Source organism: Rhizosphaericola mali (assembly GCF_004337365.2).
GTDB lineage: Bacteria > Bacteroidota > Bacteroidia > Chitinophagales > Chitinophagaceae > Rhizosphaericola > Rhizosphaericola mali.
In genome coordinates this window covers 862,406-883,677 of the sequence record NZ_CP044016.1, presented here as the reverse complement: position 1 = coordinate 883,677, position 21,272 = coordinate 862,406, and the positions used below count along the sequence as shown (strand labels likewise).

17 protein-coding genes are annotated in these 21,272 nt (G+C 33.7%); 13 read left to right on the top strand and 4 right to left on the bottom strand.

The features are described from left to right. On the top strand, positions 1 to 564 hold the full coding sequence (locus E0W69_RS03780) for a GNAT family protein (protein ID WP_131328708.1): 564 nt from the start codon (positions 1 to 3) through the stop codon (positions 562 to 564). A 126-nt stretch (positions 565 to 690) separates the two neighbouring features. Here the strand turns inward: E0W69_RS03780 and E0W69_RS03775 are convergent, their stop codons facing one another. Continuing rightward, positions 691 to 2,586: an Nramp family divalent metal transporter gene (locus E0W69_RS03775; protein ID WP_131328707.1), complete on the bottom strand. Its 1,896-nt coding sequence runs from the start codon at positions 2,584 to 2,586 to the stop codon at positions 691 to 693. 162 nt (positions 2,587 to 2,748) lie between these two features. Between E0W69_RS03775 and E0W69_RS03770 the strand changes: the two genes are divergently transcribed. Then, positions 2,749 to 3,720: a hypothetical protein gene (locus tag E0W69_RS03770; protein ID WP_131328706.1), complete on the top strand. Its 972-nt coding sequence runs from the start codon at positions 2,749 to 2,751 to the stop codon at positions 3,718 to 3,720. 12 nt (positions 3,721 to 3,732) lie between these two features. After that, entirely contained in the window at positions 3,733 to 5,385 is a 1,653-nt protein-coding gene (gene glgP, locus E0W69_RS03765; RefSeq protein ID WP_131328705.1) for an alpha-glucan family phosphorylase, read from the top strand. On the opposite strand, the gene E0W69_RS03760 is transcribed toward glgP, so the two are convergent. Beyond that, on the bottom strand, positions 5,382 to 6,005 hold the full coding sequence (locus E0W69_RS03760; RefSeq protein ID WP_131328704.1) for an SOS response-associated peptidase: 624 nt from the start codon (positions 6,003 to 6,005) through the stop codon (positions 5,382 to 5,384). The two genes, glgP and E0W69_RS03760, sit on opposite strands and share 4 nt — an antisense overlap. Before the next feature lie 88 nt (positions 6,006 to 6,093). On the opposite strand from E0W69_RS03760, the gene E0W69_RS03755 reads away from it, so the two are divergent. The 3 genes from E0W69_RS03755 to E0W69_RS03745 all read left to right on the top strand — a co-directional run bounded on the left by E0W69_RS03755 (position 6,094) and on the right by E0W69_RS03745 (position 9,806). Beyond that, positions 6,094 to 6,396 carry a hypothetical protein gene (locus tag E0W69_RS03755; protein ID WP_225321382.1) on the top strand — a complete coding sequence of 101 codons (303 nt, stop codon included), beginning with the start codon at positions 6,094 to 6,096 and terminating at the stop codon, positions 6,394 to 6,396. A gap of 75 nt (positions 6,397 to 6,471) precedes the next feature. Continuing rightward, entirely contained in the window at positions 6,472 to 9,336 is a 2,865-nt protein-coding gene (locus E0W69_RS03750; protein ID WP_131328703.1) for a S9 family peptidase, read from the top strand. Positions 9,337 to 9,362: 26 nt separating this feature from the next. Beyond that, entirely contained in the window at positions 9,363 to 9,806 is a 444-nt protein-coding gene (locus E0W69_RS03745) for a nuclear transport factor 2 family protein (RefSeq protein ID WP_131328702.1), read from the top strand. A 4-nt stretch (positions 9,807 to 9,810) separates the two neighbouring features. Here E0W69_RS03745 and E0W69_RS03740 read toward each other — a convergent pair whose 3' ends face one another. Then, complete coding sequence (locus E0W69_RS03740) at positions 9,811 to 10,884, bottom strand: LacI family DNA-binding transcriptional regulator (protein ID WP_225321381.1); 1,074 nt, start codon at positions 10,882 to 10,884, stop codon at positions 9,811 to 9,813. 85 nt (positions 10,885 to 10,969) lie between these two features. Here E0W69_RS03740 and kduD point away from each other — a divergent pair, with 85 nt between their 5' ends. From kduD to E0W69_RS03705, 7 genes are all read left to right on the top strand, one after another. After that, a complete protein-coding gene (gene kduD / locus E0W69_RS03735; RefSeq protein ID WP_131328701.1) occupies positions 10,970 to 11,737 on the top strand; it encodes a 2-dehydro-3-deoxy-D-gluconate 5-dehydrogenase KduD in 768 nt (255 codons plus the stop codon). A 14-nt stretch (positions 11,738 to 11,751) separates the two neighbouring features. After that, positions 11,752 to 12,582, top strand: coding sequence for a 5-dehydro-4-deoxy-D-glucuronate isomerase (kduI, locus tag E0W69_RS03730; protein WP_131328700.1), 831 nt, complete (start codon positions 11,752 to 11,754; stop codon positions 12,580 to 12,582). 7 nt (positions 12,583 to 12,589) lie between these two features. Further along, complete coding sequence (locus E0W69_RS03725; RefSeq protein ID WP_131328699.1) at positions 12,590 to 13,879, top strand: DUF4861 family protein; 1,290 nt, start codon at positions 12,590 to 12,592, stop codon at positions 13,877 to 13,879. An 8-nt stretch (positions 13,880 to 13,887) separates the two neighbouring features. Then, on the top strand, positions 13,888 to 15,732 hold the full coding sequence (locus E0W69_RS03720; protein WP_131328698.1) for a glycoside hydrolase family 35 protein: 1,845 nt from the start codon (positions 13,888 to 13,890) through the stop codon (positions 15,730 to 15,732). Between the two features lie 8 nt (positions 15,733 to 15,740). Next, positions 15,741 to 16,901, top strand: coding sequence for a galactokinase (locus E0W69_RS03715; protein ID WP_131328697.1), 1,161 nt, complete (start codon positions 15,741 to 15,743; stop codon positions 16,899 to 16,901). A 22-nt stretch (positions 16,902 to 16,923) separates the two neighbouring features. Continuing rightward, on the top strand, positions 16,924 to 17,943 hold the full coding sequence (locus tag E0W69_RS03710) for a UDP-glucose--hexose-1-phosphate uridylyltransferase (protein WP_131328696.1): 1,020 nt from the start codon (positions 16,924 to 16,926) through the stop codon (positions 17,941 to 17,943). Between the two features lie 99 nt (positions 17,944 to 18,042). Beyond that, entirely contained in the window at positions 18,043 to 19,959 is a 1,917-nt protein-coding gene (locus tag E0W69_RS03705; RefSeq protein ID WP_131328695.1) for a family 43 glycosylhydrolase, read from the top strand. Between the two features lie 233 nt (positions 19,960 to 20,192). Here the strand turns inward: E0W69_RS03705 and E0W69_RS03700 are convergent, their stop codons facing one another. Further along, positions 20,193 to 21,209, bottom strand: coding sequence for a dipeptide epimerase (locus E0W69_RS03700; protein ID WP_131328694.1), 1,017 nt, complete (start codon positions 21,207 to 21,209; stop codon positions 20,193 to 20,195). Positions 21,210 to 21,272: the final 63 nt, after the last annotated feature.

The window sequence follows — 21,272 nt, the reverse complement described above, 5'->3', positions numbered from 1 at the left end:
TTGGAATATATTTTAAAGTCTGTAACCGAAAAGGACGAGCATTATTTGTATGACATTTTGGAATTACAACAAGATAATTTACCCAAAAATATTTCCTCCGAAGAAAAATCTAAAGAAGGCTTTGTAACGGTAGAGCATTCATTTGAAACAATTAGTCAATTAGCTAAAAATTTACCACAATTTGTAGCAGTTGATCCCTACGATAAAGTTGTTGGATATGTATTGGCAATGGATGAAAATACAAAGTCTATCATTCCGGTTTTACAACCGATGTTTAATCTTTTCAATTCATTACAATACAATGAAATTCAGTTAAGTACGCAAAAAATTGTTGTTTGCGGCCAAGCTTGTATTGGTAAAGAATTTAGAGGAATTGGATTGGTTGGACAATTGTATAATTTTATGCGAGCAACCTTAGACAATCAATTTGAGTGTTGTGTAACGGAAATTGCCACATCTAATATTCGCTCTAGATCAGCACACAAAAAAGTCGGATTTGAAGAAATACACTCTTTCAATGATGGCAAAGAAGATTGGGAAGTCGTGTATTGGAATTGGAAATAAAAAAGCGTTGAAGATATCTCTACAACGCCGGAATTGAAGTGTCTATTTTCTACGATATCTTAAGTAAAACTTTATAAAAACTAAAAATACTTACAAATGTAAGTATTTTTAGTTTTTATATACAAATTATTTATTGACCACCAAAACCGGCACAGACAATTTGTGTCTCACTTTATCTACAGTTTCACCATAAATCCAATCCATGATACCTTTATGATTGTGCGAACCAAGCACTAATAAATCTGCATTGTAGGTCTTTACCAGCCTTACAATCTCGTTGACACGATTTTTATAACCAATCAATCCCTCCGCTTCAAATCCCATTTCACGTAATTGATTAACATACAAGTCAATTTGATTTTTATCTTTTTCCGTTTCAAAATCGTCCGCTTTATAGCCGGAATATTTTGCCGAAGGCGTTTCAGTTATATGAATTAAATAATATACCGCATCCTTTCCTCCTTGTTTCAACGCATTGGCAATGATAATTTCATCATTCATGGCAAAATCTAAAGCTATCGCGATTTTTTTCAATGGATGCAAGGTCATTTCTGCTTCGATCAATTGTCTTTCTGGACCATGAATACTCATAGCACTTTCATCGTATCCAAATTTCTTTTTAATAATAGGATGAAAAGTCATGATAATAAATAAAATAACAAATCCAAGAGCAACAAAACCAATCAATAATTTTATAGGAATATTTCCTGGTGTTTCTAGATAGGAAGAAATCGAATCATATACCAATTTGCTATTTAGGTAAACAACCAAAATCGCAATCATCCAAGCAACGATTTTTGTTTTTGGACCAATAGCAAATTCGCCCATTTTTTTCTTATCACTTACAAAGTGAATTAAAGGTATTATGGCAAATCCCAATTGCAAACTCAAAATTACTTGGCTAAATACCAATAATTCATCCAAATCTTTTTCTCCAAAAAATATAATGGTGATATATGCTGGCACGATTGCTATAATCCTCGTAATCAATCTTCTAAGTAGAGGATTAATACGCAAATGCAAATATCCTTCCATCACAATTTGACCAGCTAAAGTACCTGTTACAGTGGAACTCTGACCAGATGCAATCAATGCAATTGCAAATAATGTGGGAGCCAAAAAACTTCCCATCATCGGCTCTAATAATTTATACGCATCTTCAATTTTGGCAATATTTTGATGTCCCGAAGTATAAAAAATAGCACCTGCCAATATCAAAATTGCGGCATTGACAAAAAAAGCAGCATTTAAGGCTATCGTGCTGTCAATTCGGTTAAATTTAATTGCCTTTAAAATACCATCTCTATCCGAACTAATCTTACGTGTTTGTACAAGTGCAGAATGTAAATACAAATTATGCGGCATCACTGTCGCACCAATAATCCCAATAGAAATATACAATGCATCACCAGATAATTTAGTAGGAATAAAGCCCTTAATTACATCCCCCATATGTGGCTTTGCAAAGATTAATTCTGTCAAAAATGAAAAACCAATGATGCTAATCAGTACAATGATAAAGGCTTCCATTTTGCGCATTCCCAATTTTTCCAAATAAAAAAGTAGAAATGTATCACAAACGGTAATCGTTACGCCCCAAATAACGGGCAAGCCGCAAAGTAAATTCAAACCGATCGCCATACCCAACACTTCGGCAAGATCACAGGCGGCGATAGCTAATTCGGCTAATATGTATAATAAAAAATTGACAACTTTGGGATATTCTTCTCGATTCGCTTGTGCCAAATCACGGCGTCTTACAATCCCCAATCTTGCAGCCATACCTTGCAGTAACAGGGCCATCAAATTACTAAGCAATAAAATCCAGATCAATTTGTATCCAAATTGACTACCGCCTTGTAAGTCTGTTGCCCAGTTTCCGGGATCCATATAACCAACGCTAACAAGATATGCTGGCCCAAAAAAAGCCAATATTTTCCTAAATCCTTTTTTGGGAATTGTGGTATCTATGGTCTCGTGAACTAGGCTAAGAGATTGTTTGTTTTGAGATTTTGTTTCCATTTACGTACTTTGCCATTGGTTTAGCATACTAATATTAGGACCAATATTTATTTTTAGTTAGACTTTGCTTTTAAATTATTTAGGCAAATCTAATTATATATTTGCACTTAGCATGAATATTTGGCATAATATTTTATTTTTATAGCTGTATATCCAAATAAAATGCATAGAAAAAACAAGTTAAGTTTCTTGATTCCGATTGTAGCAATATTTCTATTGGCAGCATGTCATGGAAAAAAGTCCGGCAAATCTGATAGCGTAAAATATAAAGCAGAATCATTTTTTGATGAATTTTCTAGTTTAAAAATTCCATACTTTGCTACAGATACTTCATTAACTCAGCATACAGATTCATTTACCATAACAAAAGAGGTTATTAGTAAGTACATTCCTGATACATTATTAGAAAAGCTTACCGCAAAATCAGGCAATGAATTGCATCCTGTCGGCAAAGTCGATATCAAAGATTATCGCTATTTATTGCTCGCGGTAACCAATCATGGATCAAACATTTGGTACATTTTGGCATTTGATAAAAACAATAAATATTTGGCATATATGACAGGTATCCAAAATAAGACAGATAATGGATATCGTTACAAACTAACTATCAATTCTGAACCCACATTTACTGTTGGCAGATCGAAAAAAGATAACAAAGGGCATGAATTATACACGAATACGGGATTTGGATTTAGTGCCGCAGCAAAAAGATTTACATTGGTAATAAATGATACCAATGAAAATTTACCAGATGAAGACGAGGTTTTCAATCCTATCGATACATTACCACAGAAATTCCCTTTCAGCGGTAATTACATTAAAGACAAACACAATCAATTGTTCTTGAGAGATGGCAAAAGACCAAGCGAATACAATTTCTTTTTACATTTTGATAAAACGGATGAAGATCCGAATAGTAAAGGTGAGTTAAAAGGAACTATAAAAATGGTTTCTGAAAATGCCGCGATTTATCAACAAGGTGGCGATCCTTGTGTAATCAATTTTGATATGACATCTAATACTGTTAAAATCAAAGAACAAGGCAACTGTGCCAACCACAGAGGAAGTATCACACAATTCAATGACACATTTAAAAAGAAGGTGTCAAAATCTGAGTCTAAAAAGAAATAATACCTAAGAAAAATGCAACCCAATAATTTTCAGGGATCCTATCCTATCAACGAAAAATATAGCAAACGTGTGGCTTATTTTTCAATGGAATATGCCATACATCAACCATTAAAAATCTATAGTGGAGGACTCGGCTTTTTGTCTGGTTCACACATGCGTAGTGCATTTGAACTACAACAAAACATGGTAGGCATTGGGATATTATGGAAATATGGATATTATGATCAAGGACGTAACGAGGACAATTCTTTGCAAGTTCAATGGATTGAAAAAGACTATAGTTTTTTAGAAGATATCAATCTAAAATTCACTATTAAAATACATGACAGTGATGTATGGGTAAAAGTCTTTTATCTCAATCCAGAGATTTTTGACACGGCGCCTATGTTTTTCATGACGACGGATATACCTGAAAACGATTATTTATCACAAACTATAACACATAGACTATACGACTCTAATGAAGCAACTAAAATTGCGCAATATATTCTTTTAGGAATTGGAGGAGCCACGCTTTTGGATAAAATTGGCTTCAATCCAGATATTTATCATTTGAATGAAGCCCATGGTTTACCCATGGCATTTTACCTTTTAAATAAGTATAAAAGTGTGGATGCATTAAGAGAAAAATTTGTTTTTACTACGCACACTCCTGAAGAAGCAGGAAATGAGAAACATGATATTCATCTATGTGCAGAAATGAGTTATTTCAATGGATTACCTATTGATGAAGTAAAACGAATTACTGGAATACAAGACGATAGTTTTAACCTTTCTCTAGTTGCATTAAGATTAGCCAAAAAAGCAAATGGCGTATCTCGTTTACATGGAGAAGTCGCTCGTAATATGTGGGGAAAATACGGAAATATTTGTCCGATTATTTCAATTACAAATGCACAAAATTGGAAATATTGGGGAGATAAACAACTTTATAGTCACAAGGAGAATCAAAATATCTTAGCTTTTGATGATCGAAAAAAATATATCAAACTACGTACATTTGAAATTGTAGGAGATCAAACAGGTAAAATATTTGATCCACATGTATTAACAATAGTTTGGGCAAGAAGATTTGCAGGATACAAACGTGCAGATTTCCTATTGAAAAATATGGAAAGATTTGAGAAACTTATTTCCAATACGCAATACCCCATTCAAATAATATGGGCAGGCAAACCTTATCCAAAAGATGAAGGTTCTATCCAAGTATTCAATAAATTGGTAGCATTAAGTAAAAAATATCCCAATGTTGCAGTACTTACAGGCTATGAATTAACTTTAAGTCGAAGACTCAAACAAGCTGCGGATATCTGGTTAAATAATCCACGTGTTCCGAGAGAAGCATCTGGGACAAGCGGCATGACTGCTGCGATGAACGGAGCTATTAATTTTTCTACGAATGATGGTTGGATTCCAGAATTTATAAAACATAACTATAATGGTTTCGTAATACCACAAGCAGACTATAATCATTTGAGTATAGAAGCTCAAGACGATTCAGACTATAATCATTTGTATGAAATTCTAGAAAACACCATCTTACCAATGTACTATGATAGGCAAGATGAGTGGCGTAACACTATTTTTCATAGTATGGATGATGTAAGATACGCATTTGACAGTAATAGAATGGCAGATGAGTATTACACAGAACTATATAATTAAAATAAAGATAATTGTTGGTCTAGAGAAATAGGAATCAATTCTACATTATTTTTACTTAAATCTAACTTATTTTCAAGCCATGCCGCTTCATTTTCTTGCGAGATAATGAGCGGCATTCTTTTTTTCTGATTATTAATTTCAGCCATTAAGGGATTGGCGTCTATTGTTAAGATAGTAAATGAGTGATACATCAAATTACCTAGTCTCCTTTCCGTCCATAAACCTGCTAGTGAAAATATTTCTTGAGAAACTACCTCTATCCTAAATTTTTCCTTTTTTGAGCCTGCTTTATTCAACCATTTCCATTCAAAAAATGCTTCTGCAGGCACTAAACATTTTTGTTGAACAACTGTTTGAAACGAAGGCTTATCATTTAAAGTTTCCAACCTAGCATTCAAAGTATGCATTTTATTAAAATCATCATTTGCCCAAGCAGGCCAAAGTCCCCAATTACTTAATAATATTTCATCACTATTTTCAATAATTATAGGCATTATAGGAAATTCAAAACCACTAAATTCCAATTGAGGAGAATATTCAGAAATCGTGGAGCTTCCTGATTTTTTATATCTCCTTTTTAAAGCCTCAATAGATTTTGTATTACTGGTATAATAGCACATAAGATTTTATTACAAAGAATAACGCTAAATTAACTTGCTTAAAATAATTTTTCAACTAAATGTTGTAATTTGAATGCAAACTATTTTTATGCCGAAGAAAAATAAACATTTAAAACAGTTACTTAAAAACCGTGAAATAATAGCTTCCTTAAAGCCAAGTGAAGGTGATCCTATTTATGAAAAATCAGATGACATCTATGCACACAGTAAAAAAGTCGCTTTAAAAAGCGATACAAACTCGCTAGCTTCAGAATTGGATGAAGGTTTGGATGTTCCTGGTGCCTCTTTGGACGACCAAGATGAGTTGATTGGAGAGGAAGATGAAGAGAATAATTATTATAGTTTAGGTGGTGAAGATCATGATGATTTGGAACAAGACGAAAATGATTAAACCTTAGAAGAAGTTTTAAACTGAAATAAGCATTTGAAATGTTATCTTTAAGGCAATATTCTAATTTTATTGCACATGAGTAACCGTTTCAAATGCTTATTTTCATTATTGACATGTATTCCTATATTAATATTTGCACAAAAAAAACCTTTAAATAATACCGTATATGACAGTTGGCAAAACACAAGTAATTTGTCTATCAGTGAAAATGGTCACTTCGTTTCGTATGAGGTAAATCCGCAAGAAGGTGATGGTATTTTATACATTCAAACACCAAAGGGAGATACATTATTCAAAATAGCGCGTGGTTATGATGGTGCTTTTTTGAACAATAAGGCATTTTTTATTTGTAAAATAAAACCTACTTATCAACAAATAAGAACTGCCAAAATAGAGAAAAAAACACCAGAAGATAGTCCGCATGATTCATTGGCAATTATCAATCTCAATGAACCCTTTATAAGCATACACCCCAATATCCAATCCTATAAATACAGTAAAAAACAAGGTGCATTAGTCGCCTTTTTAGCAGAAAAAACAAAGGCAAAAGCAGAACATGCACCTAAGGATTCTGTATCTAGAATTCAAATATTGCAAAAGGAAATTGATAGTTTACAAAATAATTTAACGAATATTCAAACGAAAGGATTTACCGCTATTAAACCTGCGAAGAAACCCAAAATCTTTAAAGAAGTAGGGACTGCATTAACAATAGTAAACCTAGAAAATAAAGATAGCGTTGTTATTCCATTTGCAACAGATTATGAAATAAGTGATAAAGATAACAAAGCCATAGCAATCGTTGGACATGACAAAACGGACTCAACTTATAGTGTGGCCTATTTTTCTAATGGAAAAATAAAAACAATTTTGAACAATGCACTGTCTATCAAAAATCCTTCTTTAAATAAAATGGGCGATCAAGCTACTTTTTTGGTGGATAAAGACAGTACGGAAAAAGCCTTGAGAAATTTCTATGCGGTTTACTTGTTTAATTCGGATAAAGATATAACCTCGCCAATATTAACTAGAGCGCATGATGGCATGTACAAAAATTGGATGATTAGTGAATTTGCAAATGCAACATTTTCTCCATCAGGTAAAAATTTAATTATTGGAACGGCACCTATTTTACCCTTAAAAGACACTACACTTCCAGAATTTGAGAGGGTTCATTTGGACATTTGGCAATATAATGAAGATGATTTGCATAGTTCGCAACTATATAATTTGGCTAAAGATGCAAAGAAAAATTACAAAGCGATTTATAATATTGAACAAGATAAATTTATCCAAATTGAAGATTCCACTTTCAATAGAGTCTTTCTCACTAAAAAAGGAGATGGCCAATATTTCTATGCGCTTTCAGATAAAGGTAATAGAATTGAAAAACAGTGGCTCGGTCAGACACACACCGATCTTTATTCTATAAACCCAGTAACAGGACAAAAAACAAAAATCTTTAATTCCTTATTAGGTATGGGAAGACCGTCCTATACTGGAAAATATTTCGTTTTTTATGATGAATTTGCGAAAACACTAAATGTTTATAATGCAGAAAGCACTCAAAAAAAAGTTCTCACAGGTATTAAATTCCCTATTTATGATGAAGATAACGATGTCCCAGCAGAGCCAAACTTGTATGGTCTGATGGGATGGACAAAAAATGATTCTGCATTTTATATATATGACAAATACGATATCTGGACAGTTAATCCATCAAATGGAAAAGCAAATCAAGTGACTAATTTCGGTCGAAATAATAAAATTATAGTTCGCTATGAAAATCTAGATCCAAACAAAGAATATATTAATACTCAAAAACCGTTGCCCGTAGAATTATACTATGATGTCACAAAAAACAATCAATATGCGACTATAGATTTAAAATCAGGAAAAATCATTGATTCCGTCACGCCTTTGGGTGCATATAAAGTCGCTAATATTCAAAAAGCAAAAAATAGCGCAGATTATATTTTTACAAAACAAAATTATCAAACCTCGCCCAACGTTTATTATACTGCGAGAGCAGACAATTTTATCCAACTTTCCAATATCAACCAACAACAATCAGAATACAATTGGGGCTCGGCCGAACTATACAAATGGAAATCTTATACAGGAAAATTGACAGAAGGTATTATATATAAACCAGAAGATTTTGATCCTAAAAAGAAATATCCAATGATTTCATATTTTTATGAAAGAAATAATGAAACCTTATATAATTATCTTGCCCCAGCGCCAACTCCTTCTCGATTAAATATTTCCTATTTTGTAAGTAGAGGTTATGTTGTATTTGTTCCGGATATTTGGTATACAACAGGTCATCCAGGGCTTTCTGCCTACAATTTTATAGTTAGTGGTATTAGATCCATACTCAAATTAGGTTATGTAGATAGTACTAAATTAGGCATTCAAGGACAAAGTTGGGGTGGTTACCAAACAGCCTATTTGATTACTAAAGTGCCCAATTTATTCGCCGCTGCTTGGGCTGGCGCGCCTGTGGTAAATATGTTTAGTGCCTATGGTGGTATTCGTTGGGAAAGCGGTATGAATCGTCAATTTCAGTATGAAAAAACACAAAGCCGTATCGGAAAAACCATCTGGGAAGATCCAAAATTATATGTCGAAAATTCTCCTTTGTTCAATTTACCTAAAGTAAAAACGCCAGTGGTTATTATGTCCAATGATGCGGACGGTGCGGTGCCTTGGTATCAAGGTATTGAAATGTTCACCGACTTGCGAAGGTTGGGTAAAAAAGTGTGGTTACTCAACTATAATGGTGAGGCTCACAATTTAATGCAAAGAAAGAATAGAAAAGATATTTCCATCAGAGAACAACAATTTTTTGATTGGTTATTGAAAGGTGAAAAACCTGCGACTTGGATTACTTCTGGAGTGCCCGCTTTGATGAAAGACAAAACCATGGGATTATAACTTAATGATAAAAATCTAACATTGATATGAAAATAAAAATATTCAGTCTATTCTTATTCTCGATAATTTTATTGGGAATAACAAGTAAAGCGCAGTATAAAATTGACAAAGAAAAATCCTCTATTGTAAGTACATTACAAAGATTTAAACAGGCTATGCTAGATTCAGACACCTCAATATTGTCTGATTTAACAGATAATCAATTAACGTATGGGCACTCCACAGGAAAACTGCAAGATAAAAAGGCATTTCTAGCATCTTTTGCCACGGGTCTGACAGATTTTACCAAAATAGATATTTTGGATGAAAGAATTCAATATTTTGATGATGTCGCGGTAGTTCGACATATTTTATCTGCAGATACTGATGATAACAAAACGCCAGGACACACTGATCTAAAAATTTTATTGGTTTGGAAATGGGAAAAAAATAAATGGAAACTGATTACACGTCAAGCAGTTAAAATATGAGTAGCTAAACAATTTCTAATTTTTGAGAAGATTTTCGAACATGTAAAACAGGATCTAAGACGATTGTATCATATTTCAATGGCTTTCTCTTTGCTTCCATTAGTTGTATTAATAATTCCGTTGCCTTTTGTCCCATTTCAAATGTTGGTTGTTCTACTGTCGTAAAGGATGGATCATAAGCTTCTGCTGATGCAGAATTGGAAAATCCGACAATAGCAATTTCTTCAGGGATGCGAATATTCTTCTTCTTCAAAATACGAAAAACAGTTGTACTTAATACATCAGAACCACAAAAGATTGCATCGGGAGGATTTTTTTTATTTAATAATTTATCTATTGCGTTATTTGCTTGGTCATATATATCATCCTCTTGATTACAATAGATGATATTAGACTCTTCGATAGGAAAGCTATAATATTTTAACGCATTGAGGTAGCCATCTTCACGTTCCTTGGAGTATGAAAGCGTAATATTACTCGTAATATGAGCTATATTTTTACAACCATTTTTAATCAAATGTTCTGTAGCTTCATAACCACCTTTATAATTATTACAGACAACTTTATGTGTATTAATCTCCTCAGAAATTCGATCAAATAATACAATTGGTAATCCGATATTACTTAATTCTTTTAGGTAACTTAAATCTTTCGTACCAGAGCTTAAAGATATCAATAAACCATCCAAGGAACGATCTGCTAAAGTCTGTACATTTTGTTTTTCTTTGTCGTAAGACTCTCTACTTTGTGTAAAAATTACCGAATATCCATGTTCATTGGAAGATGATTCTATACCATCGATAACCTTTGAAAAAAAATTATCATCAAATACAGCGACGACGACACCAATGGTTTTACTTGTTCCTTTACGCAAACCTTGAGCTAACGGATTAGGACGATAATTGTGCGAATGTGCATAGTCACCAACCATTTTCTTGGTTTCTTCACTTATTTCGTAACTATTCCGTAAAGCTTTTGATACCGTAGAAATCGAAAGTCCGAGCGCTTTTGCAATATCCTTTATTGTAATTGATTTAAAATGCATATATCCAAACCAAATATACATGTAAAGATTCATCTAAAACGTTTTCGTAAATAAATATCCATACTACCGTTATGGCAGGCAAAGATTTTTGTACTATTGTAATTCTAAACAACTTGCCATGAATTATTTAGATGAATTGTTTGACCTTTCTGGAAAAACCGCATTGGTAACAGGGAGCGATAGAGGTATAGGACAAGCAATAGCTGTCGGGCTTGCAGAAGCCGGAGCAGATATTGTGGGTGTTTCCCGTAATCTTACCCAAGATGGAGAAACTGGTCAGAAAATTAGCGCATTGGGACGCAAATTTACCGCGTACAATTGTGATTTTTCTGATAGGAATGCTCTTTACGGATTTATAGAAAAGGTTAAGAATACAACGGATATTGATATTTTGGTAAATAATGCAGGGATGATCTTACGACAACCTGCCGCAGAACATACAGATGAATTTTGGGATAAAGTCCTTGCTGTAAATTTAGATTCACAGTTTATATTAACAAGGGAATTTGGAAAAATGATGATTGAAAAAGGCGCAGGTAAAATTATATTTACGTGCTCCATGCTGACATATCAAGGAGGTATTAATGTGCCAGGATACACAGCTTCAAAAAGTGCAATTGGAGGTTTAGTAAAAGCATTTGCCAATGAATGGGCAAGCAAAGGCGTTCATGTCAATGGCATTGCACCTGGTTATATTGCTACAGACAATACCTCCGCTTTGCGTGCAGATGAAAATAGAAACAAAGCTATTTTGGAAAGAATACCTGCTCAAAGGTGGGGGCAACCAGAGGATTTTAAAGGTGCTGCCATTTTCTTAGCATCCAAAGCCTCTGATTATGTTGATGGTGCAATATTAAATGTTGATGGTGGCTGGATGGGCCGCTAATAAAAACAAAAATCATGGAAATACGATTTGCCAATAGCCCAAATGAAGTAAAAGGAATGACAACAGAAGCGTTGCGTTCCAATTTTTTGATTCAAAATTTAATGCAAGACGATAAAATCAGTCTTGTATATTCTCATTATGACAGAGTGATCGTTGGCGGAGTAAAACCTGTCAATCAATCAGTACATTTACCAAACGAGCCCGAATTAAGAGCAGAATATTTCTTACAACGTAGGGAAATTGGTATTATTAATGTCGGTGGTGATGGACAAGTTTCTGTGGATGGACAATCATATGATCTTGAAAAATTAGATTGTTTGTATATTGGATTGGGTAAAAAAGAAGTAGCATTTACTTCTAGTGATGCGAATAATCCAGCATTCTTTTATATTTTATCTAGCCCAGCACATAAAGAACATCCGGTGCAATTTTGCAAAAAAACAGATGCAGAAAACGCCGTTTTGGGTTCTTTGGAAACAAGTAATGAACGTACAATTTATAGATATATCCATGAAAATGGCTTGCAAAGCTGCCAACTTGTAATGGGACTTACTATCCTAAATACTGGAAGTGTTTGGAATACGATGCCAGCACACACACATACGCGAAGAATGGAAGCTTATTTTTATTTCGATGTAGCTACTGACCAACGTGTTTTGCATTTGATGGGTGAACCTTCAGAAACGCGACATATTGTAATGGGCAATCATGAAGCTGTAGTCTCTCCTCCTTGGAGTATTCACTCTGGCTGTGGTACCAAAAACTATGGATTTATCTGGGGTATGGCTGGTGAAAACTATACTTATTCTGATATGGATGCCGTTGATATAAATGATTTAAAATAATTAGATAATGGTTCGAAAATATTGGTCAAAAATTACTATTTCAGCCTTTATCCTGCTTTGTACAAATAATAATTTTGCACAAAGTTTATCCTTTTCGATCAAAAACAATTTGGATCTAGCACGTCAAAATGAGTTAGTTGAAATTCCAATGAATCAACTGCAAAATAAAGGTTGGGATATTTCCAATCTTACCCGCACAGATAATTTTCAAATATTAGTGGATGGAAAAAATATAGAAACCCAATTATTGGATAAAAATTTAGATGGAAAATATGATGCAATTCTATTTTTAACATCCTTAAACTCAAAAGAACTTAAACATTATCAGATAATATCGGCGTCCAATAATTCGGATAATATCATCCCAAAAGCGCATGTCAGGATGAAACTCAAGGATGACAAAGATAATTTTGGTCCAAGTGTAGCAAGCCTTGAGATGCCTTTTCAAAATGCGCCAACAGATTTTTCCAAAGCTGCATTGCCTCCTTATTTGACAGAAGGTCCAGCATGGGAAAATCAAAAAAATGCATTTAGACTCTATTTTGACACGAGAAACACCATTGATATATATGGAAAACGCATTCCAGGAATGGTAATGGACTCCGTCGGTGCAAATCCGGCCCATAGTTATCATCATTTAGCGGATTGGGGAATGGATATTTTGCATGTTGTCAAGTCGCTTGGCGCCGGTTCTTTGGCTATTCAAACCAAGGATTTAAATGGCAAAGACACATTGATAAGACTCGGTGGTAAACAAATCAAACATGAATCCTATCAGCAAATTGCAGATGGTCCATTGTACGCGGAATTACAAATGAAATATAGTTGGGAAGTGAATAACCGACCAATCACAATTACGCAAAATTTCTCTATTTGGGGAGAAGAATATTATTACAAAAGCGATGTAATTATTGAAGGTCTACCCAAGGGAAGTGTTTTATTTACTGGTATTGGAGATTTTTATGATAATGAAGTAAATAATTTCACTACCAAAAATTTCGCAGTCACTTCTTCATTTGGAAAACAATCTGAAAATAAGGATGAATTAGGAATGGCAATTGGCATACCTTTAAATAGTTTCTACAAATTTTTAGAGGCACCCAAAAAATATAGTGATATTACAGAAACACATTTAATCGGAGAAAAAATAATAAAATCTAAGCAGATATCTTATTATTTCTTTAGTTGTTGGAGTAAGACAGATACTAATTTTTTAAGTGAAAATTATTTTAATAATTACCTTAAAAAGACCTTTCTTAAAATCGAGCAACCGTTATTAATACATTGGGAAAAATAAAATTAGGCGTGAAAAAAATAGCATTAGTACTAAGTACATTTATTTTATATTTTCAAAGTTATAGTCAAATAACTGGCAAACATACATTTGCACTTGGCGATAGCGCATTCCTACTAGATGGTAAACCATTACAAATGATCTCAGGGGAAATGCACTATACTAGAATTCCTAGAGAAGCATGGAGAGATCGTATGCAAAAAGCAAAAGCAATGGGCATCAATACTATTGGCACCTATGTTTTTTGGAATGCGCAAGAACCAGAAAAAGGGCAATTCGATTTTAACGGTAACAACGACATCGCTGAGTTTGTCAGAATTGCCAAAGAAGAAGGGCTTTGGGTTATACTACGCCCCTCTCCTTATGTATGTGCAGAGTGGGAATTTGGTGGTTATCCCTACTGGTTACAAAATGAAAAAGGCCTGGTCGTAAGGAGCAAAAACCAACAATATTTAGAGGAGTATAAAAAATACATCATTGAAGTAGGTAAGCAATTAGCGCCTTATCAAGTCAATCATGGAGGCAACATTTTGATGGTGCAAATAGAGAATGAATATGGTTCCTATGGCAGCGATAAAGAATATCTTGACATCAACCGAAAAATGTTCCTAGAAGCAGGTTTTGATGGTTTGCTATTTACTTGTGATCCCCAAGATGCCATAGCCAATGGGTATTTACCCGGATTACTACCCGCAATAAATGGCGTTGATGATCCTAAAAAAGTAAAAGCATTAATCAATAAAAACCATGATGGAAAAGGTCCATACTATATTGCAGAATGGTACCCAGCGTGGTTTGATTGGTGGGGGACTAAACATCATACGGTTCCCGCAGAAAAATATACACCAGCCTTAGATGCGGTCTTAGGTGCCGGTATTTCCATAAATATGTATATGTTTCATGGAGGTACGACGCGAGATTTTATGAATGGTGCGAATTTTAACCAAAGTAATATACTCACTTCGGATCCTAATAACCATCCTTTCGAACCACAGATTAGTAGTTATGACTATGATGCCCCATTGGATGAGGCAGGAAATCCAACTGACAAATATGTGCAATTTAGAAATGTAATTGCCAAACATTTACCTAAAGGTGTTATCCTACCAGCCATACCAGTAAAGAAACCAACAACAATTATTCAAAACATAGAATGGAAAAGTAATGCCACTATATTTGATAATTTACCCAAACCAGTCAACAACAACACACCATTGACGTTCGAGGATTTACATCAAGCATATGGTTTTGTTTTATATAGGACTAAAATCAGCGAAATAGAAAAAGGTTATTTAAAATTAAACGAACTAAGAGATTACGCAGTAATATTTATCAATGGAATCAAGATAGGGACGCTCGATAGAAGACTATATCAAGACAGTCTATTGATAGATGAAAATATTAAGGATGCAACACTAGATATTTTAGTCGAAAACCTTGGACGTATCAATTTTGGACCTTTTTTACTAAAAAACAAAAAAGGAATTACTCAAAATGTTACTAACAATGGTAAAGAGATCAATAATTGGCAAATGTATTCTCTACCATTTGCAACTGAGCCTAAAATAACGAATAGTCCTACCGATAAAGAAAAACCAATTTTAAAGCAGGGCGTATTTATGTTAAAAGCAGTCGGAGATTCTTATTTGGATATGTCGCAGTGGGGTAAAGGTATCGTTTGGATAAATGGCCATAACCTTGGTCGTTATTGGAAAGTAGGACCGCAACAAACATTGTATGTTCCTATAGAATGGCTCAAAAAGGGAAAAAATAAAATTACCGTATTAGAATTAATCAAACCGCAACAAACGGATTTGGAAGGTATAGACCACCCCATTTTAGATAAACTACAATAAAATATATCATGGAAATTGCAGAAAAAATTCCAAGTAATTTACAATCATACATTAAGGAGAATAGCATTATCTCCGCATCACCAGGTAGAATCAATTTGATAGGTGAGCATACAGACTATAATAATGGTTTCGTATTACCTGCTGCTATTGATAAATATGCTTATATCGTACTTACACCTAGAGAGGACAACAAAATCATTTTAAATAGTTTAGATTTTAATGATAGTTATAGTACAGATACAGACACATTAAAAAAATGTGATACGACACTTTGGCCCAACTATCTTTTAGGCGTAGCAAAAGAATTTAAAGATAGATATATTACATTAAAAGGATTTGAGGCTACACTCACAGGCAGAGTCCCTGCTGGATCTGGCTTATCCTCTTCTGCTGCGATAGAGTGTGCAATGGCATTTGCATTAAATGATTATTTGCAAGCAAATATTGAGCGTATAGAATTGACAAAAATGTCCCAAAGTGCCGAAAATAATTTTGTAGGAATGAATTGTGGCATCATGGATCAGTTCGCTTCGATGTTTGGAGAAAATGATTCATTGATCCAATTGGACTGTAGAGATCTTTCTTATAAATACATTCCATTCAAGCTAGATCATTATTCAGTTTTACTTTTAGATACAAATGTAAAACATTCACTTGCATCTTCTGAATACAATACGCGAAGAAAGGAATGTGAAGAAGGTGTAGCTAAAATAAAAACAAATTATCCAGAAGTAGAATCGCTAAGAGATGCTACTATGGAAATGTTGAATAATAGTATTGAAGATAACACTTCCGCAGTGTATAGAAGGTGTAAATATGTAATTGGCGAGATTCAAAGATTACAAGATGCTTGTGAAGATTTGATGCACGATAATTTAAAAGCATTTGGCGAAAAAATGTTCATCACACATGAGGGCTTGAGTAAAGACTATGAAGTCAGTTGTGAAGAACTAGACTACTTTGTAGAATTCGTTAAAAATAACCCCGACGTACTTGGCGCTCGTATGATGGGTGGTGGTTTTGGCGGCTGTACAATTAATATAGTTGAAAATAAAGCGATCCAATCACTAGTTGATTCTTTGACGAAAGCCTATCATGAAAAATACGGTAAAGAATTGAAATACTATATAGCCAATATCAGCCAAGGTGCTCATATTATCGCTGATTAGCATAAAGAACAAAAGAACAAAAATGGAATTTAATTACAAAGAGCATCCACACAATAGATTTAATCTATTGACTGGAGAATGGGTTTTAGTATCTCCCCATAGAACAAAAAGACCTTGGAACGGAAAAGTAGAAGATATTTCTCACAATAATAGACCTCCTCATGATCCCAATTGCTATCTCTGCGCTGGCAATACTAGGGCTGACGGATCTGTTAATCCAGACTATAAAAATTCTTTTGTATTTGTAAATGATTACTCTGCCTTGCTGCCAGATACACCAGATGGAGAATATAGTGTAGGTGGACTTTTAAAAGCGACTAGTCAAAAAGGAATATGCAAAGTTATCAGCTTTTCGCCTAGACATGACTTGACTTTGGCACAAATGGAAGAGGCCGATATTAAAGCCGTTGTAGATGTATGGCAAAGTGAATTCAACGAAATATCAAAAAATAAGGATATAAAATATATTCAAATATTTGAAAATAAAGGTGAAATCATGGGTTGTAGTAATCCGCATCCGCATGGTCAAATTTGGTCTTTAAATTCTATTCCAGTTGAATTACATAAAGAAACCATCCAACAAGAAAACTATTTTAAAGAACATGGCAAGAGTTTATTGTCCGACTATATTCAATTAGAATTAGAACAAAAAGAAAGAATTCTTTTCGAAAATGACGATTTCGTTTGTTTGATTCCATTCTGGGCAGTTTGGCCTTATGAAACAATGATTGTAAGTAAACGTCAAATCAAAAACATCAGCGATTTTAGTGAATCCGAAAAAGTTAATTTAGCCAATATCATTAAAAAGTTGACGAGTACCTACGACAAATTATTTAATGTTTCATTCCCATATAGTGCGGGCATGCATCAGATGCCTGTAAACAGTGAAGATTATAAAGGATGGCATTGGCATATGCACTTCTACCCTCCTCTATTGAGAAGTGCGACCATCAAAAAATTTATGGTCGGTTATGAATTATTAGCAAATCCCCAAAGAGACATTACAGCAGAAGCGGCAGCTACCACTCTTAAAAATTTATAAAATGATATAACCATAAAAATAATTTTAGATTAAAATTTTTATGGTTATATTAAAATTATAGTTTATTTTGGATAAAATTTTACGTCAGAATATTTTTTTATGAAACATAACAAAGCGATTGCATTTATTTTATTTGTACTTTTTACTTTTATAAAAAAAGACAATTTTGCTCAAAATAAAGATAATACAAGTGCTTATTTATTTGTCTATTTTACAGGTAATGCTGTTACTGATGAGAGCATACATTTTGGTTTAAGCTGGGATGGTTACCATTATAGAGCGTTAAATAAAAATGAGCCTATACTACAATCAAATTTAATAAGTGAAACTGGTGGCGTCAGAGACCCTCATATACTTCGAAGTCAAGATGGACGTACGTTTTATATGGTGGTTACGGATATGACCTCTAATAAAGGTTGGAATTCCAATAGAGGTTTGACGCTATTAAAATCAGAAGATTTGATTCATTGGACAAGTTCCGTTATTAACATTCAAAAAAGATTTAAAAATCAAGATAGCCTTTTGCGTGTATGGGCACCGCAAACGATTTATGATCCATACGCCAAAAAATACATGGTCTATTTTTCCATGAAACATGGTATTGGACCAGATATTATCTACTATATTTATGCTAATAATTCATTCACCGATTTTGAAGGCGAGCCCAAACAATTGTTTTATAGTCCAACAAATAAATCTTGTATTGATGGGGATATTATATATGCGAAAGGATTATATCATTTATTCTTTAAAACAGAAGATGAAACTATCAAAGGTTTAAAAATTGCCACTTCGAAATTTCCAAATAAGGACTATGTGTTAGATGACAAATATGTACAGCAAACCGACAAACCCGTAGAAGGTGCTGGTGTATTTCCTCTAAATAATAACAAAGGCTTCATACTTATGTATGATATGTATTCCTCAGGAAAATATCAATTTACCTACACTAAGGATCTAAAAAATTTCAAGGTTGTTGATCAAGACGTTACTATGGATTTTCATCCTAGACATGGAACGATCCTACCCATTACAAAAAGTGAAGCAGATCGTTTAATTAAAAAATGGGGAGATAGTAGTTTTTATTATTCTTCAAGAAATCCTGTACTAAAAGGTTTTTATGCGGATCCTGACATTATTTATTCTCATCAAACGGATAGCTTTTACTTATACCCAACAAGTGATGGGTTTAAAAATTGGAGTGGAGTTTATTTCCAGACTTTTGCCTCTAAAGATCTCCGCCATTGGAAGGACGATGGTAAAATACTAGAATTGGGCAAAGATGTCTCTTGGGCCAATAGAAATGCCTGGGCGCCAACAATCGCAGAGAAAAAAATAGGAAATAAATATAAATATTATTTTTATTACACAGCAGCACAAAAAATTGGAGTAGCAGAAAGTGATCATCCCAATGGTCCATTTAAAGACTTAGGCAAGCCATTAATCTCCGAATTTCCAGACGGTATTCATAATGGACAGATTATCGACCCTGCAGTATTCCATGATCCTATTTCAGGTAAATATTTTATCTACTATGGAAATGGTTGGATGGCATGTGCTGAACTCAATGATGACATGACTTCTATTAAAGAAAACTCTACCAAAATCATCACTCCAGATAAGTCATTTCGCGAAGGCTCTTATGTAATTTATAGAAAAGAAAAATATTATTTTTTCTGGTCAGTAGATGATACAAGAAGTCCAGATTATCAAGTGCGATATGGATATTCCAATTCTCCATACGGACCGATTACTATTCCGGAAAACAATACGATTTTATCTAAGGATACAACCATCGGAATACTAGGAACTGGACACAATTCTATTATTCAAATTCCTGGTAAAGATGAGTGGTACATTGTATATCATAGGTTCAAATTTCCTGACGGACAAAAAATGGGAGACGAGGCTGGTTATAATAGAGAAGTTTGCATTGATGCATTATATTTTGACAAGGACGGAAAAATTCTACGAGTACCACCAACTACCAAAGGTATAGATCCTGTTAAGTTATAATTATTAGAATAAATTTATAATTTCATTCTATTAATTAAGCGATTATTTTTTACATAAAAAATGACATTCGATAATATTTATAAAAATAAAAATCATTTTCTTAAGGCATTTACACTTCTTTAACTATATTTGAAAGAGAGAAAATACGCTTATTACTTTGCCGCAACCAGACCTAACAATAAAGATTGCTTCTATATAAATCTTTAAGAGCTGCGAATACCGCAGCTCACTTTTTATTTCTTTTTTCTAATACCTAATCCATAACCTCCAGATAAGGATATTATTCCATTTTCTATATTTAACCCTTCCATATCATCCTCCTTCAACAATATCGGTCCATCCATATCTACATAATCTAATATAGGAAGAAATTGAGCGATAGCAGCAGAACCAATATTAGTCTCATTCATACTTCCCATCATTACTTTTAAACTTAATGATCTAGCCTCTTGAACCATTCTTTTAGCAGGTGTCATACCGCTACATTTAGTTAATTTGATATTGATACCGTGAAAAAAAGGAGCGCATTTTAATACATCATGTTCAGATACACAACTTTCATCAGCAATTAGCGGAATATTCGATTTTTCTTTTAATATTTTCATATCTGCCCAATTATCCTTTGCTAAAGGTTGTTCTATAAGTTCCACATCCAATTTTTCTAATTCTGGTAAAATATTCAATGCTTTTTCCAAGGTCCAGCCAGCATTGGCATCGATCCTTATTGGGCTAGAAGTGACGTTCCTTATTTCTTTCAGAATAGCAATATCATCCTCTGTTCCTAGTTTGATTTTATAGATGGGCCAAGGATGTTGTTTTAGTTTTTCCAACATTTTTTCCGGAGTATCTATTCCTATTGTATAATCGGTTAATGGGGTATTTTTCCATTCCAAATCCCAAATTTTATAGATGGGTTGCTTATCTAATTTGCCAAATAAATCCCAACCTGCGATATCCAAAGCACAAACTAAAAAAGGATTATCTGGAAATAAATGATGTAAAAAGTGCCAAAATCTTTCGGGATCTATTAATGCAAATTTTTCGATGACGTCTTTTTTGCATTCTAATTCCTCGATCATTGACTCGACTGTAACATTATAATAAGTAATCGCCGGAGCTTCCCCCCAACCGATAAAATTACCTAAATTAAGCCCTACAATCATTGCTGGTTGTGATGATTTAGTACGTCCACCAGAAATAGTAAATGGATATTCAAATGGTGTGTCAATTTTTTTATATAAAACTCTCACTGCTCTATTTTTTTTGTGCGCAAATGTACTTGGAAAATTTAAGGCTTGTAAGCAAAATGTCCA

Coding starts and splice junctions, on each gene's coding strand:
- E0W69_RS03775 (WP_131328707.1), bottom strand. CDS start 2,586: ATGGAAACAAAATCTCAAAACAAACAATCTCTTAGCCTAGTTCACGAG.
- E0W69_RS03770 (WP_131328706.1), top strand. CDS start 2,749: ATGCATAGAAAAAACAAGTTAAGTTTCTTGATTCCGATTGTAGCAATA.
- glgP (WP_131328705.1), top strand. CDS start 3,733: ATGCAACCCAATAATTTTCAGGGATCCTATCCTATCAACGAAAAATAT.
- E0W69_RS03760 (WP_131328704.1), bottom strand. CDS start 6,005: ATGTGCTATTATACCAGTAATACAAAATCTATTGAGGCTTTAAAAAGG.
- E0W69_RS03755 (WP_225321382.1), top strand. CDS start 6,094: ATGCCGAAGAAAAATAAACATTTAAAACAGTTACTTAAAAACCGTGAA.
- E0W69_RS03750 (WP_131328703.1), top strand. CDS start 6,472: ATGAGTAACCGTTTCAAATGCTTATTTTCATTATTGACATGTATTCCT.
- E0W69_RS03745 (WP_131328702.1), top strand. CDS start 9,363: ATGAAAATAAAAATATTCAGTCTATTCTTATTCTCGATAATTTTATTG.
- E0W69_RS03740 (WP_225321381.1), bottom strand. CDS start 10,884: ATGAATCTTTACATGTATATTTGGTTTGGATATATGCATTTTAAATCA.
- kduD (WP_131328701.1), top strand. CDS start 10,970: ATGAATTATTTAGATGAATTGTTTGACCTTTCTGGAAAAACCGCATTG.
- kduI (WP_131328700.1), top strand. CDS start 11,752: ATGGAAATACGATTTGCCAATAGCCCAAATGAAGTAAAAGGAATGACA.
- E0W69_RS03725 (WP_131328699.1), top strand. CDS start 12,590: ATGGTTCGAAAATATTGGTCAAAAATTACTATTTCAGCCTTTATCCTG.
- E0W69_RS03715 (WP_131328697.1), top strand. CDS start 15,741: ATGGAAATTGCAGAAAAAATTCCAAGTAATTTACAATCATACATTAAG.
- E0W69_RS03710 (WP_131328696.1), top strand. CDS start 16,924: ATGGAATTTAATTACAAAGAGCATCCACACAATAGATTTAATCTATTG.
- E0W69_RS03705 (WP_131328695.1), top strand. CDS start 18,043: ATGAAACATAACAAAGCGATTGCATTTATTTTATTTGTACTTTTTACT.